The following is a 16,043-nucleotide window of genomic DNA, read 5'->3' as shown; positions in this document are numbered from 1 at the left end:
TTAATAAAGCGTAAAAACATCATCTTTCCAATTGTATTTTTTATTTGCCCAAACTAAAACTAGGTTTACCATCATATGTACAAAAACCAAACAAAATAAGGCATATAATGGAACTCCAAAAAGTTGATAAGGCCAATAATAGGTCCAAACACCGGTTTTTATGGTGATGATTTCTCCAAATGCAGGAAAGAAAATCACGTAAATAACAGTTAAAATAAGTTTGTTTCTTAACGACTTATCTTTCAGTAAAGGAATCGTTCTCACTTCTAATTTATATAAAAAACTAAAAGCCAACATCCAAGCAAAAGGTAACCATAAAGGTAAGTTTCTGTGAACATCGTGATATTCCCAAAAACCATTAGAAACGCCCCAATTTTCTCCAATTAAACCAGCTATACAAGTTAAAATAATACCCACTAAAAATAAGTAATTTTTGTTTTTGTAAACTCTAGCATACACTTCAAAAGCTACTTTAGCAAATAGCATTAAAGCAACTAGCCAATCATATTGATGTAAAAAACCAATTAAAAAACCAGCAATTGTTATTTTTACAGTGGCTTTTAGTAGTACTTTTGTAAATGCTGAAGTATTTGTAAACATAGCAGCAAAAATAGTAAAATAGATGATTATAAATGAGTAAATCTTTACATCCAAAAAACAAGCACAACAATGGTTATGATTTTGATTTTTTATCAGAAAAGTATCCAAAAATAAAACCTTTTCTTATTGAAAGATTTGAGAGAATTACCATCGATTTTTCTGACCCAAAAGCGGTAAAAGAGTTTAATAAAGCCTTGTTGCTTGCATATTACGGAATTAAAGATTGGAATTTTTCTGATGACAATTTATGTCCGCCAATTCCTGGACGTGTAGATTATATTCATCATTTAGCAGATTTGATTGGTAACGAAACTGATGTAAAAGTATTAGATATTGGTACTGGCGCAAGTTGTGTGTATCCGTTATTAGGTGTTGCAGAATACAAATGGAATTTTGTTGCCACAGATATTGATTTAGACTCGTTAGATTCTGCACAAGATATTATTGATGATAATAATTTTGATGAATTTATAGAATTACGTCAGCAATTTAAAGAAGAAAACATTTTAAAAGGAATTATAGAAGAAGAGGATTCTTTTACAGTTACAATGTGTAATCCTCCTTTTTATAAATCTGCTGAAGAAGCTCAAGGAGCTAATAGAAGAAAAACTAGAAATTTAGGAAATAACGCTGTCCGTAATTTTGCAGGAAATAATAATGAACTTTGGTATGTTGGTGGAGAAAAAGCTTTTTTACATACCTATTTGTATGAAAGTTCTCAACTACCAGATGCTAGCAAATGGTTTACAAGTTTAGTTTCTAAAAAGGAAAATGTAGAAAGTTTACAGAAGTCTGGAAAGAAGCTAGGAGTAAAAGAATTTAAAATTATTCCGATGACGCAAGGAAATAAAGTTACACGTATTATTTGTTGGCGGTTTTAAACAGATTTGCTAACGTGTTTGTGGCGAGGGTTTTCCGATAGGAAAATCAGAGTGACCAAATACGCACTAACTTTTGATTTTGTACTAAACTACGCATTATTTTTATACGGTGTTGGTGGTAGTTTTTTTATACTTTTTAAAGCCATATATTATAATCAGTAAGCCAAAAGCAATACCAAAAATTCCTTTTCCCAATTTTAAGTTTTTATCGTAAACAATTCTAATTATATGGACAATTAGCATTAATAGACCAATAAAACTTATTAAAAGTGCGTAGAGCATTTTTTTTCTTTTATCTCTCTTTTTGAGCTTATTTACTCTTTCTTTTTCTTTTTTTATGTCAATATGTAATTGATTATAATCTTTACTGAAATCAGAAAATTTTTGTTCAATATTAACGTAATTATCGTATCCTACTAGATAAAAATAACTTGTATTGGAAAGATATTCAGACAAATCTTTTTTATCCAATGAAGTCATTTCCTCAATAGAAGTTAATGTCTTTTTAATCTCGTTTAGAAATTCAGTTGGTGAAGAATAGAAATTTGTGATTTCTATAAAATCTAACTCAATAAAGTCTTCCGATATTATATATATGATATATTCAGAGAACTGTTCATATTTTGTAGTTAAATCGGGATGAAATTTTTTAATATATTCTTTTGCGGTTTTTACGTTTTTCTCTAAAACTGTTTTATTTATTTTAAAATTACGTTCGCAATTCGCATTTTGACCTTCAAAGCAATTTAGAAATCGTTCCTCGTTTTTTTCGATTGTATTCAAGTCTAAAATTAACAACCAAAAAAAGGGCAATTGGTTATTCGCTTCAAGAACCAATTTATTATTCGAATTCTTCTTCTGAAGAATTAAGTTTGCTCTATTTCCCATTCTTTTCTCAAATTACCACCAACGTCCGCGCAGCTGCGCGGACGTTCGGCGGCATTAGTCCGCTAGGGCTTGATGCCGCCGAACGGTTTAGTGTATGATTTCGTTACGGAAAAATCGGCAAGATTTTTCCGAGTTAAGTACCAAAGATAGCAAAAGTGCGAGGATTTTTCGAAGGGAAAATCAGACGTAGCAAAATTGCAACTGACTTTGGTAAAGCACTAAACTACGCAATTTTTTATACACGTTGTTGGCAATAGTATTTATTTCCACTTTTTTATGTCAGGAATTAATTCCGAAATTATTTTAGTGTCTGAAATAAAAATAACTTTTTTCAGTTTGGACTTTTTATTTGTTTTATATACTTTAATATTTAAAAGTTCATTTTTCGAGTCATAATAAAAATTTATAGTTTCAGTATTTCCAGAAGATGTTAATTTAAATTTCGGATTAAGTTCTTTTGCAAGTTTATGAAATCTGCTATTATCAATTATTTGTTTGTTTTCAACTTCAATCATAGTCACGATATTTTTAATATTGTAAGTGAATTTAATTGTTTCCGTTTCATTTAGTTTTTTTACCTCAAAATGATTTTCATCGATTTGAGTTTCGGTTATATTTTTGGTTCCGAATTTCTTTTGAACTTCTTCGAAAGTCAAATTAAGTTGAGAATAACTGATTATTGATGTTAAGAAAAATATTGTTGTAATTATTTGTTTTATATTGACAAGTGTTTCTGACATTATTGCCAACGTAAACACGTTTATGCAACGTTTCAATGTTTTATATTCGTAGTTAGCGAAGTTAGTTTTTTTCAGTCAAGAAAATCAATAGGAAAAACACCTATTTTCTCTCTAAAAAATCTTGATAAGAATCTTGTGTTAATGCTTTACCTAGAGAGTCTAACATTTTCGTGTTTTTGCCAGTTTCTAAAATTGGTTTTTTACCAATATAATCATAAATAAAAATGCCATTTTTGGTGAGGGTTCCATAGCCTTTATTAAAAGTGTAATGCGCATATTGTTTATCAGAAGTATTAAAAATATTTTTACTAAAAACAAAGTCTTTGTTATCTGCACCTAACAAATCTAACAAGGTATAAGAAAAATCTACTTGGCTAGAAACGGTATTTATTTCTATTTCTTTTTTATTTAATGCGCCACCTAACCACAACATAGGAATCCTAAATTTTTTAGGAGAAAAATAAGGACCTTTATGTTTAGGAGAACTGTGTCCATGATCAGCCATAATAACAATTAAAGTGTTTTTATACCAATCTTGCTTTTTAGCAAAATTTATAAAATTACCAATTACAGCATCCGTATAAAAGTGAGAACTTCTATATAGATTATCTTCAGAATTTTTTCCGAATTTATATTCGCCTCGAATTTCATAAGGCTCATGACTTGTAAGCGTTAAAGCGATTTTAAAGAAAGGTTCTTTTTGTTGAATTGATAAATCTTTGGCAAAACGTTCCATAAAAACATCATCATAAGCTCCCCATTTAGAGTTCCAATCTTTTTTGTCAAACACGCTTCCGTCAACAATAGTGTTAATTTCTGCATTTCTTAAATAGGTGTTCATATTGCCAAAATTTAAATCGCCACCATAATAAAACGAAGTTTTATAGCCTAATTTTTTCATTTTTTTTGGCAACATAGGTAAACTTCTAGTTTTGTTAGGCATTCTCATAATTCTTTTAAATGGTTGTGGGTAATAACCGCTTAAAATAGCCGGAATTCCTTTGTCAGTTCTGTCACCATTTGCGTAAAAATTGGTAAATAAAATACCTTTTTTAGATAAGTTATTTAAATTGGGGGTTACATTGGGTTCGCCTCCTAAAGAACCTACAACTTTAGCAGATAAACTTTCCCAAAGAATTAAAATTATATTCGGTTTTTTTGTGTTTAAAATACTGTCAATGTCAGCAGTTAAAAGTTTGTTTTTGGTTTTATTGATAATGTTTTTAGCAGTTTGATTATCAAAATATGTATAAGGATTTGTGCCATCAGTTTTATGAGTTAGTGTGTTAAAAAAGTTCCAGATAAAATTAATTGCTGCATGATTTGCAAACATTTTATCAGAAAAATAAACATTACTTTGGTTTACTGGTATTGTTTGTAAACCACCTCTTATTGGGAAAATTAATAAACCCGTAATCAACAAAAAAGCGGGTGCTTGTAACCAGTTGCTTTTTGCTACTTTGTGCATTCTTTTTTCGATTATTTTATTAAAAAATTTGATAAAAATAAAAGAAATGAGTATCCAAAAAAAGATTCCTAAAACCAATTGAAAAGTAGAAGCAGAAGAAATCATTAATTCTGGTGTGTTTAAATACGGCAGTATAGAAGTGTCTAAACGCACCCCCCAAGCACCATACAAACTGGCATCAATAATTAAAAGTAGACTAATAAAAATAAGTAGCATTGCAGAATACCATTTTAGAATTTGAGCTATTTTTTTTTGATGGATAAAAACTGTAAATAGGATTAGCAAAAAAGGAATAGCACATAAATAACCTGCAAAAGAAAAATCTAATTGTAAACCGTATAAAAAAGTTTTAAGAGTGGTTATAAAACCTAGTTCTTGAGTTTTATCAAACTCAAAAAGCAAGAAAAATAAACGCGCAAATACAAAATAAATTACCCATAAAAAGAAATAGGTAATGTTTAAAAAAAGACGATTGAGAAAAGTTTTCATAGGTTTATTACTCTGTAACTTTTAATCTTGCTTTTGCGGTTATAGAAACATTAGAATAATCGTTGTTTAAAAACTTTAAATATCCTGTAATTGCAATCATTGCAGCATTGTCTGTTGTGTATTCAAATTTAGGAATATAGGTTGTCCATCCAAAATGTTTTTGGGCTAATTCTAAACGATTTCTAATTGCTGAATTTGCAGAAACCCCACCAGCAATTGCAATATGTTTAATGTTGGTTTTTTTAACGGCATTTTTTAATTTATCAATTAAAATTTCTACAATTGTGTATTGTATTGAAGCACAAATATCATTTAAATTTTCTTCAATAAATTGCGGATTTATGCGTTGTTGTTTTTGAATAAAATATAAAATTCCTGTTTTTAATCCGCTAAAACTAAAGTCTAAATCGCCCACTTTTGGTTTTGTAAATTGAAACGCTTTTGGGTTTCCAAGTTTTGCGTATTTGTCTATTAAAGGTCCACCAGGATAAGGTAGTCCTAAAATTTTTGCAGATTTATCAAAAGCTTCACCTACAGCATCATCAATAGTTTCTCCTAAAATTTCCATTTTAAAATGGTTGGTAATTTTTACAATCTGTGTATGACCTCCGCTAATTGTTAAACATAAAAAAGGAAAAGGAGGTATTTTGCTATTTTCTTCTTTAATAAAATGTGCTAAAATATGTGCTTGCATATGGTTTACATCAATTAAAGGAATTTGCAAACCTAAGGCTAACGATTTTGCAAAAGAAGTACCAACTAATAAAGAACCCATTAAGCCTGGTCCTCTAGTAAATGCAATTGCAGATAAATCTTTTTTTGTAATATGGGCTTGCTTAATAGCTTGTTGTACAACAGGTACAATGTTTTGTTGATGTGCTCTTGATGCCAATTCTGGAACAACACCACCATATTTAGAATGAATTTCTTGATTTGCCACAACATTGCTTAAAACTTTTGCATCGCAAATTACAGACGCACTTGTATCATCGCATGAAGATTCAATTCCTAAAATATAAACAGGTTTTTGCATTAAAAAACGATATTTTAAAGCAAAATTAAACATAATTTTATCTTCTTAGTCTTTTTTAAGAATAGAAATTTAATTCTTTGTTAAATTTGCACGTTCTTTGTAATAAATGGTAAAGTTTTTGATTATTATTACTACTTACTTTTATCAATCTTAAAAAAGAGAAATCATTAAAAAAGTTGGAAAAAAAATACTAAAATGGCTTGGGTACTTAGTGCTCTTTTTACTGCTGATTAGTATGCTGCTTTCTATACCTGCCATTCAAACAAAATTAGGAAATTATGCTACCAAAAAGTTAAACGAAGATTTTAACACCAATATTTCTATTAAAAAAATAGATTTATCTTTCTTAGGAAGTGTTCGTTTAAAAGGTGTAGAAATTAGAGACCATCATTTAGACACTTTAATTTTTGTAAACAAATTAAAAACTTCTGTCTTAAATGCCAAAAGAGTTTTAGATAACGAAGTAAATTTAGGAAGTATTTCTTTAGATGGAGTTCATTTTTATATGAAGACTTACAAAGGAGAAACTGATGATAATATGGCTGTTTTTATTGATAGTTTTGATGATGGAAGTCCAACAGATTCTTTAGCAAATCCTTTTATATTAAGATCTTCGGATGTGTATGTAAATAATTTAAGTTTTAAATTAATTGATGCTAATAAAAAAGATTCTCTTTTATTTTCTGCGGATAAAACTGGAGGAAACTTACAAGATATGTTAATTTCTGGTCCAGATTTTTCAACTAAAATTAGAGGACTCTATTTTGTAGATAATAGAGGATTAGAAGTAACCAATTTAACTACCGATTTTTCTTATTCTTTAACAGCAATGCGTTTTAAAAAAACAACTTTGCAAACAAGAAAATCTGATTTAAAAGCAGATATTAATTTTACCTACAAAAGAGAAGATTTAGTCGATTTTAATAACAAAGTACAAATCAAAGCGAATTTTAAAAAAAGCAAATTGGCTGTAACCGATTTAAAAAAATATTATAATGAGTTAAGTGGAAATGATAAAATTAATTTTTCTGGAAAATTAGATGGGAAACTTAATAATTTTGGACTCTATAACTTAAATTCATATACAAATCAAGGTATTAAAATAATTGGAAATTTAGCTTTTGTAAATGCAGTAAATAATGAAAGAGGATTTATTTTTGAAGGAGATTTAAAAAATCTTACAGCAACTTATGGTAAGCTAAAAAGTATTTTGCCAAACGTTTTAGGAAAAACCTTGCCAACTGAATTTAGTAAGTTTGGCAAGTTTACAGCTAGAGGTAAAATAAATGTTACTCCAGAGCAAATGAATGCCACTGTTAACTTAAAATCTGAAATTGGTACAATTATTTCTGACTTACAAATTTCTGAGTTAGATGACATAGATTATGCTTCTTATAGTGGTGAAATAGAGTTAAAATCTTTTGATGTTGGTGTTTTATTTAATGATGCTATTTTTGGTAAAGTCTCTTTAAAAGGCGATGTTAATGGAAAAGGATTTAAGCTAGAAAGTATCAACACATCATTTATTGGTAATGTATCAGAATTAAATTTTAACAAGTATGCTTATAAGAATATAGCTGCAAATGGGCAATATCAAAATAACAAATTTGATGGAGATTTGACCATAGATGATGAGAACTTTAAAATGAAATTTAATGGCTTGGCAGATTTATCACAAAAAGTAAATAAATTCGATTTTAAATCTGACATCACCTATTTAAATCTAAAAAAAACTAACCTGTTTGTTAGAGATAGTATTTCTATTTTAAAAGGAAAAATTGCCTTAGACATAGAAGGTAACACGTTTGATGATATTACAGGAAAAGCCACTTTTAATGATATTTTATATACCAATGAAAAGGAGGAATTTGAATTCAAAAAGTTCAATGTAACTTCATCCTTAAAAGACAGTATTAAAAGGATTGAAGTAGATTCTAAAGACATTGCTAAAGGATATATTTCTGGTAAATTTTCGTTTTCAGAACTGCCTTTTGTAGCACAAAATGCTTTGGGTAGTATTTATACAAATTACAAACCTTATACAGTTGAGCCAAATCAATTTATAGATTTTAATTTTACCATTTATAATCAAGTAGTTAGTGTATTTTTCCCAAAAATAACTATTGATAATAAAACCAAATTAAGAGGTAGCGTTAACTCAAATAAAAGCTTGTTAAAAGTTAATTTCTTTTCTCCACAACTAAATGTTTACGGAAATGAAATTAAAAAAATAAGGTTGATAACAGACAATCAAAATCCGTTATATAACACAAGTTTAACTGCGGATGAAATTAATACAGAATATTATAAAATTGCCAAATTAAATTTAATAAACAGAACTCAAAACGATACCTTATTTTTTAAATCCGAATTTAAAGGAGGTCATAAAAAAAACGAAGATTTTAATCTAGATTTTTTCTATACGTTTAATAAAGAAGGTAGATCTGTTATTGGTTTCGAAGATTCTTCATTTAAATTTAAAGACAATGTTTGGAATATAAATCCAGATAAATCAAACACCGATAAAATTACCTTCGATTTAAAAAACAATGAGTTTAACTTTAGTCAATTTAAATTAGTTTCTGGCGAACAAAAAATTGAATTTACTGGCAGTTTAAAAGGAGAAAACGAAAAAATATTATTGGCAGATTTTACCAAAGTTAGATTGCAAAGCTTTTTGCCAGTTATAGATAGTTTGGCTTTAAAAGGAGAATTATCTGGCAATGTAGATTTTGTACAAAAAGAAGGAGAATACAGTCCAGAAGCAACATTGGCAATTAAAGGTTTTGAAGTAAATAACTTTAAACAAGGTAATTTAGCCTTAAATGTAAAAGGCAATAATTCTTACAAAAAATATGATGTAGATTTATCCATAGAAAATAAAAAAGTTAAAAGTATAGCTGCAACTGGGAATTTAGATTTTTCCACAAAAAGACCTTTAATAGATTTAGAAGTTTATTTAGAAGAATTTGGTTTAGACGCTTTTAGTCCTTTAGGGCAAGACGTTTTATCGTCAATAAGAGGTACAGCTTCCGGTAATTTTAATTTAAGAGGATTTTTAGGAAACCCAGAAATGGATGGTGCTTTAACACTTAAAAATGCAGGATTAAGATTTCCTTATTTAAATGTTGATTATGATTTTGAAGGCGAATCTATAATTACTTTGCAGCAGCAATCCTTTATTTTAGAAAAGATTGCTCTCTTAGATACAAAACATAAAACGAAAGGAGTTTTACAAGGAGATATTACGCATCTTAATTTTGATAAATGGTTTTTAAATATTGAAATAGAAAGTGATAATTTGTTGGTTTTAGACACAAAAAACACCGAAGAAGCCTTGTATTATGGCACTGCTTTTATTGATGGAAATGCAGCTATTACAGGTTTAACAGATCAACTAACAATCGAAGTAAATGCTAAAACAAAATCAGGAACTGTATTTGTGGTTCCGTTAAAAGATATTGTAACGGTAGATAGTTACAGACTAATCCATTTTAAAACTAAGGAAACAAAAATTGTTGATAAACAAAAAGAAATAGCTAGAGAATCTTTAAAAGGATTATCATTAAATATAAATTTAGATGTTACAAAAGATGCCACTGCACAAGTTGTAATAGATGAAGTTTACGGAAGTCAGTTGTCTGGTAGTGGAAAAGGAAATTTAAGAATCGAAATAAACACACGTGGTAAATTTAATATGTATGGAGATTATACCATAGATAAAGGAGTGTACGATTTTAAATATGGAGGTATTGTAAGCAGACCATTTGTAATTCAAAAAGGAGGAACCGTTTCTTGGAACGGAAATCCTTACGAAGCAAACTTAGATGTAACAGCAGTTTATAAGGCAAAAGCAAACCCAGGTGTTTTGTTAGAAAACTTTAATTCTAATAGAAAAATTGAAGTAGATTTGGTAACCAGAATTACTGGAGGTTTATTCAGTTCTAAACAAGAATTAGACATTCAATTAACAAATGTAGATCCAACAATTGCAGGCGAATTAGAGTTTATTTTAAATGATAATAATGTAAACGAAAAAACAACGCAATTTATATCGCTATTAGCTTTTGGTAATTTTGCAAATCCAGACAAAACAGATTTTGATGCAAATGCGCAACTTACTAGTACAGCATCAAGTGCAGTGGCAGCAGCTTTTTCAAGCCTGTTAAGTAACCCTGATAGTAAATTTCAATTAGGAGTAGATTATCAACAAGGAAACAGAGGGAGTGATGTAGATAGATTAAATATTGATAATCAGGTAGATGTATCTGTAAGTACCCAAGTAAGTGATAGAGTAATAATTAATGGTAAAGTAGGTGTTCCAGTTGGCGCTCAAACTCAGTCTAGTGTTGTTGGCGAAGTAAAAGTTGAAGTTTTATTAAACAAAGAAGGTAATTTTAGAGGAATTATTTTTAATCGCCAGAATGAAATTCAATACTCACAACAAGAAGAAGGGTATACACAAGGTTTTGGACTTTCTTATCAAGTAAACTTTAATAATTTATCAGATTTACTTAGAAAAATAGGATTGAAAAAGAAAAAACAAAAAAAGAAACTTCCTGTAAAAAAAGACTCTGCTAAAACAAATAGTAAAGAGTTTGATAATTTTGAAGGAAATTAGTGTACAAAAGCTAATATTTTATCATTGGTTATTTAGCTTAAATTTGTTTTTATAAACGTATAAAAAACCTTTGTTGTTAAAAATAAATAGCAACAATTTATCAACTTAAATTCTGCAAATTAGCCTAAAACGATTTCGTAGTTTTATTATTTTAAATGTCTAAAAAGCAGTAATTTTACATCAGAATATTATGAAGAAAATAAAAAAAATAGCAGTTATGACTTCTGGAGGAGATGCTCCAGGGATGAATGCCGCAATTAGAGCAGTAGTAAGGTCTTGTGCGTATTACAGTTTAGGTTGTGTAGGAATATACAGAGGTTATGAAGGATTAATAGAAGACGATCTTGTAGAATTAAATGCAAGAAGTGTGCATAATATTGTTAACAAAGGAGGAACCATCTTAAAATCTGCTAGATCTAAAGGATTTAGAACAAAAGAAGGAAGACAAAAAGCATTCGAAAATCTGCAAGAAAGAGAAGTAGATGCAATGGTTGTAATTGGTGGTGATGGTTCTTTTACAGGAGCCGTAATTTTTAATGAAGAATATAATTTTCCTGTAATTGGAATTCCGGGTACAATAGATAACGATATTTTTGGTACTTCTCATACCTTAGGTTATGATACCGCTTTAAATACAGCAGTAGAAGCAATAGATAAAATTAGAGATACAGCATCATCACACAATCGATTATTCTTTGTAGAGGTAATGGGTAGAGATGCAGGTTTTATAGCTTTAAACGCAGGTGTTGGAGCAGGAGCAGAAGAAATTTTAATTCCTGAAGAAGATTTAGGATTAGATAGAATGTTAGAGTCTTTAGAAAAAAGTAGAAGAGCAGGTAAATCATCTAGTATTGTTGTGGTGGCAGAAGGCGATAAATCTGGTAAAAACGTTTATGAACTAGCACAGTATGTAGAAAAAAACTTGCCAGAATACGATGTAAGAGTTAGTATTTTAGGGCACATGCAAAGAGGTGGTTCTCCTTCTTGTTTCGATAGAGTTTTAGCAAGTAGATTAGGCGTAAAAGCAGTAGAATTATTATTAGATGGCAAAACCAATTTAATGGTAGGTTTAAAAGATAACATAGTAATTAGTACAGATATAAAAGAAGCAATTTCTGGAGGCCATACAATAAACCTTGAGCTCCTTAGAATTTCTGATATAATAACAACATAAAATAAACAAATAAAGATTAGTAAAATGATTAAAGTAGGAATTAACGGATTTGGAAGAATTGGAAGATTAGCTTTCAGATCTACAGTAAATAGAAAAAACGTACAAGTAGTTGCAATTAACGATTTATTAGACGTAGATTATTTAGCATATATGTTGAAATACGATTCAGTTCACGGTAAATTTGATGGAACTGTTGATGTAAAAGACGGTAAATTAATTGTAAACGGAAACGAAATTAGAATTACTGCAGAAAGAAACCCAGCAGATTTAAAATGGGATGAAGTAGGTGCAGAATATGTTATCGAGTCTACAGGATTTTTCTTAACCGAAGAAACAGCTGGTAAACACTTAGAAGCTGGCGCTAAAAAAGTAGTTTTATCTGCACCTTCTAAAGATCATACACCAATGTTTGTAATGGGTGTAAATAATACTGAATTAAAAGCAGATCAAAAGATTTTTTCTAATGCATCTTGTACAACAAACTGTTTAGCACCAATTACAAAAGTTTTAAATGATAACTTTGGTATTGTAGAAGGTTTAATGACAACTGTTCATGCTGCAACAGCAACTCAAAAAACGGTTGATGGTCCTTCTATGAAAGACTGGAGAGGTGGACGTTCTGCTATCGGAAACGTAATTCCTTCTTCTACAGGAGCTGCTAAAGCTGTAGGTAAAGTTATACCTGCAATGGATGGTAAATTAACAGGTATGGCATTTAGAGTTCCAACAATGGATGTATCTGTAGTAGATTTAACTGTTAGATTAGAAAAAGCTGCTTCTTATGATGATATCTGTGCTGCAATGAAAGCCGCATCAGAAAGCGGATCTATGAAAGGTGTTTTAGGATATACAGAAGAATTAGTTGTATCTCAAGACTTTGTAAGCGACACTAGAACTTCAATTTTTGATGCTAAAGCTGGTATTGCTTTAAACGATAACTTTGTAAAAGTGGTGTCTTGGTACGATAACGAAATGGGTTATTCAACTAAAATTGTAGATTTAATTGAATACGCAGCTACTTTGTAGTAAACATAGTGATTTGAATTGATGAAAAAACCTGATTAGTTAAACTAATCAGGTTTTTTATTTTTATCATTTGATGATTAATTACTTAACAGCAATTGCGCTAATTTCTACATTTACAAATTTTGGTAAGTTAGCAACTTCTACAGTTTCTCTTGCAGGCGCAGTTTCTTCATTAAAATAATCTCCATAAACAGCGTTTATTTGGGCAAAATTATTCATATCAGAAATAAAAATGGAGGTTTTAATAACGTTTTCAAAAGTCATTTCAGCGGCAGCTAAAACCTCTTTTAAATTTTCCATTACTTGTTTTGTTTCTTCTTTAATAGAATCTAAAACTAGATTGCCAGTTTTAGGATTAATAGCAATTTGTCCAGAAGTATATAAAGTATTTCCACTTAAAACTGCTTGATTATAGGGTCCAATAGGAGCTGGTGCTTTAGTGGTTGTTATTATTTTTTTCATTGTATTTTATTAAGTTCAAAGTTCAAAGTTGTAGGATTAAAGAGTTTTTATTTTTGCTAACAGCTTAAAACAATCTTCTATCTGGTGGTTTATTTTTATCCCATTTTAAGTCTGATAAAACAGAAGATTTTACACCAATAAAGAATGTATAAGAAGAGTTTGTGCCAAAAGGAACCCAATTAAAATTAAAATTCCAACTATCTAAATCTCTACTAAAATTAAATCGAGAAAAGGTGAATCCACCACTTTTAATATCATATCCAGAAGAATATCCTAGTTTCCATTTAGGTGAAAGTTCTATATTTCCGCTAAACATTAAACTATGATTTCCTATTTTTCCAGCTTCTAATCCATTATTTGTATAATTTGCTGAATACGCTAAATTTATAGACCAAGGAATATCCGCTTTGTAAAGTTTAGCTTCTTTCTCTTGCGTTTTATTTTTAGAATTATTTCTTTGGTTTTGACTTGTAGGGTCTATATTTGCACCAATAATATCAGTAGAATTATTAGGGTCGTTATTGTTTTGTTGATTATTACCACCTTTTTCATCCTTTTTAAAATCACTACTAGAAATCGAATAATTTGCAGTTAAATTGGCATTTGTTAATCTTAAAATATTAGGATTAAATTTATTAATTCTAACGGCTGTTCCATTAATGTTTTTAACTTGATAAGGATCCATAGAGCCGTTTAGATTTAAAGATAATTTATCTTTAAACAACCTTGTTCCAGCAGAAAAACTGACAGGAGACCAGCGTAAACTATCTGCAGCAATATTATACGAACTGCTAAAATTTAAATTGTTTAAAATGGTTATTTTTTCATCTTCTTTATCGCTGTCTGGGTCTTTAGGTGCTACTTTTGCTTCTAAAACATTGTTTAAAGTTATCCCTATAGAATTGCTTAAGCCAACGCTAGGTGCTGTGTACAAACTAGCATCAAAAATAGTGTAGTTTTCTAGGTCTAAAGGATCTGAACTACGTTGAACCTGCTTTATAAATTTTGTTCCAAAATCGGGTCTATAGGTGTAAGAAATTGATGGTCTAATGGTGTGCCTAATTGCTTTAAGTCTTCCTTTACTAAAATTAAATGTTCCGTAAATATTTGTGCCTAAACTTAATCCTAAATTGTAAGTTCTAAATGTTTTAAAACCATTTAAGGAGTCTATAACAATTTTATTTTTAACGGGGTCATATTTTTTTTTGATGTGATTAAAATTCCAAGTTTCTTCATAATTAGCACTTGGCGAAAGTGTAAAATACTTAAAAGCTTTTATGTTTGTGTTGGTGCTAGTTCTGTGTTTTGCACCTGCTGTGGCTGTTTTAAACATTTTTTTCGTAAAAAAATCATCATCATCTGTATTAATTAAATACTGACCTTGCAGTGTATAATTAAAACCTAATTTTTGAATGGGTGTTTTTTTAACGCCTCCTTTACCTGCAAACGGATAAACTCTATTCATATTTACATTTAACGAAGGCAGCGTCATTGTTATTTTTTCTGTGTTTGTATTTTGTTGATGACTTGCTGTTAAACTCATATTAAAAGGCGTGCCCACAAAAGTTTTGCTGTAATTTATAGAAGAGCTAAAAGTGTTGGTTTGTGTTTGCGAAACATTAAATTGATTTTGAGATTCTCTAAAAAACTTACTGCTTCCTAAATTTACAGATGCTGTAAATCTAGAGTTTGGACTTGCTTTTGTATCTTGGTTATGAGACCACCTTATATTAAAATTGTTGCTTTTACTAAAAGTATCAAAACCTCTAATTCCGTTAATATTATTTTCAAAACTAAAATTAAAAGAACCATTAAATCTGTATCTTTTTCTATAATTAGAATTCATTCTAAATCCCCAGCTTCCGTTAGAATAGGCATCACCTCTTACAGCTAAATCTATATAATCGCTAATTGCAAAATAATATCCTCCGTTTTGAAAACCAATTCCTCTAGAGCTACTACCAGTATCAAATGCCGGGATTAAAAAACCAGAAACACTTGTTTCTGTGATAGGAAAATATGCAAAAGGAAGAAAAATTGGAGTGGGTACATCTGCTAAAACTAAGTTACTAGTACCCACAATTATTTTTTTACCTGGTACTAATTTGGCTTTGTCTGTAGCAATATAGTAATCAGGTATTTTTTTATCTGAAGTAGTAAAACGTATTTTTCTAATGTAAACAGTAGAATCGTTTACACGTTTTGTTTTTTCTCCGTAAGTAAACATTTCTCCTTGTTTTGTTTTTAATCCGTAGATTAAAGCACGTTTACTTTTAAAATCATAGAGTATAGAATCTTGCTCAGATTCTTGACCTCCTTGTTTAAAAACAGGTCTTTGTACATAACCAGTACTGTCTTTAATCCCTTTAGCAAATAAGGTGTTTTTTTTATAATCAACAATAATAATTCCTGCTTTTAAATCAATATCTGTATATTTTATATTGGCTTCGTTGTAAAGTGTAACAGTTTTGTTTTTAGCGTTTTGTAAGGTATAGTCTTTTGCAACGTGTGTAATAATGTCTTCAATAGTTTCTTTAGGTTTTAACGAGTCTATAGAAGTAGTATCAATTTTTTTTGTAATTAAAGAGTCCTTTTTTTGGGCAGGTACAGTATCTTTTTTAACCAAAAGAGCTTTTGTTTTTTTAGCAGGCTTAATATCTT

Annotated in this window: 11 protein-coding genes; 4 read left to right on the top strand and 7 right to left on the bottom strand. The window is 29.5% G+C overall.

Annotated features, from left to right (window positions below; genetic code table 11):
• Window positions 1-600 (bottom strand): hypothetical protein, encoded by a 600-nt coding sequence (locus tag ACY2RX_RS07170; protein ID WP_490103284.1) that lies wholly within the window; start codon window positions 598-600, stop codon window positions 1-3.
• Between the two features lie 32 nt (window positions 601-632).
• On the opposite strand from ACY2RX_RS07170, the gene rlmF reads away from it, so the two are divergent.
• Window positions 633-1,481 (top strand): 23S rRNA (adenine(1618)-N(6))-methyltransferase RlmF, encoded by an 849-nt coding sequence (gene rlmF / locus ACY2RX_RS07165; RefSeq protein ID WP_490103283.1) that lies wholly within the window; start codon window positions 633-635, stop codon window positions 1,479-1,481.
• A 102-nt stretch (window positions 1,482-1,583) separates the two neighbouring features.
• Here rlmF and ACY2RX_RS07160 read toward each other — a convergent pair whose 3' ends face one another.
• The 4 genes from ACY2RX_RS07160 to tsaD all read right to left on the bottom strand — a co-directional run bounded on the left by ACY2RX_RS07160 (window position 1,584) and on the right by tsaD (window position 6,099).
• Window positions 1,584-2,369: a hypothetical protein gene (locus ACY2RX_RS07160; protein WP_490103282.1), complete on the bottom strand. Its 786-nt coding sequence runs from the start codon at window positions 2,367-2,369 to the stop codon at window positions 1,584-1,586.
• Window positions 2,370-2,629: 260 nt separating this feature from the next.
• Window positions 2,630-3,109 (bottom strand): hypothetical protein, encoded by a 480-nt coding sequence (locus ACY2RX_RS07155; protein WP_490103281.1) that lies wholly within the window; start codon window positions 3,107-3,109, stop codon window positions 2,630-2,632.
• A 100-nt stretch (window positions 3,110-3,209) separates the two neighbouring features.
• Window positions 3,210-5,066: an LTA synthase family protein gene (locus tag ACY2RX_RS07150; RefSeq protein ID WP_490103280.1), complete on the bottom strand. Its 1,857-nt coding sequence runs from the start codon at window positions 5,064-5,066 to the stop codon at window positions 3,210-3,212.
• Window positions 5,067-5,073: 7 nt separating this feature from the next.
• Entirely contained in the window at window positions 5,074-6,099 is a 1,026-nt protein-coding gene (gene tsaD / locus ACY2RX_RS07145) for a tRNA (adenosine(37)-N6)-threonylcarbamoyltransferase complex transferase subunit TsaD (protein WP_490103455.1), read from the bottom strand.
• A gap of 235 nt (window positions 6,100-6,334) precedes the next feature.
• Here tsaD and ACY2RX_RS07140 point away from each other — a divergent pair, with 235 nt between their 5' ends.
• From ACY2RX_RS07140 to gap, 3 genes are all read left to right on the top strand, one after another.
• Window positions 6,335-10,720 carry a translocation/assembly module TamB domain-containing protein gene (locus ACY2RX_RS07140; RefSeq protein ID WP_490103279.1) on the top strand — a complete coding sequence of 1,462 codons (4,386 nt, stop codon included), beginning with the start codon at window positions 6,335-6,337 and terminating at the stop codon, window positions 10,718-10,720.
• A gap of 190 nt (window positions 10,721-10,910) precedes the next feature.
• Window positions 10,911-11,894 (top strand): 6-phosphofructokinase, encoded by a 984-nt coding sequence (pfkA, locus tag ACY2RX_RS07135; RefSeq protein WP_490103278.1) that lies wholly within the window; start codon window positions 10,911-10,913, stop codon window positions 11,892-11,894.
• Between the two features lie 24 nt (window positions 11,895-11,918).
• Window positions 11,919-12,920: a type I glyceraldehyde-3-phosphate dehydrogenase gene (gene gap, locus ACY2RX_RS07130; RefSeq protein WP_490103277.1), complete on the top strand. Its 1,002-nt coding sequence runs from the start codon at window positions 11,919-11,921 to the stop codon at window positions 12,918-12,920.
• A gap of 81 nt (window positions 12,921-13,001) precedes the next feature.
• Here gap and ACY2RX_RS07125 read toward each other — a convergent pair whose 3' ends face one another.
• Window positions 13,002-13,382, bottom strand: coding sequence for a RidA family protein (locus ACY2RX_RS07125; protein ID WP_490103276.1), 381 nt, complete (start codon window positions 13,380-13,382; stop codon window positions 13,002-13,004).
• A gap of 64 nt (window positions 13,383-13,446) precedes the next feature.
• On the bottom strand, window positions 13,447-16,008 hold the full coding sequence (locus ACY2RX_RS07120; RefSeq protein WP_490103275.1) for a putative LPS assembly protein LptD: 2,562 nt from the start codon (window positions 16,006-16,008) through the stop codon (window positions 13,447-13,449).
• Window positions 16,009-16,043: the final 35 nt, after the last annotated feature.

The organism is Polaribacter sp. 2405UD43-2, assembly GCF_058147125.1.
This window is presented reverse-complemented; position numbering and strand designations above follow the sequence as displayed.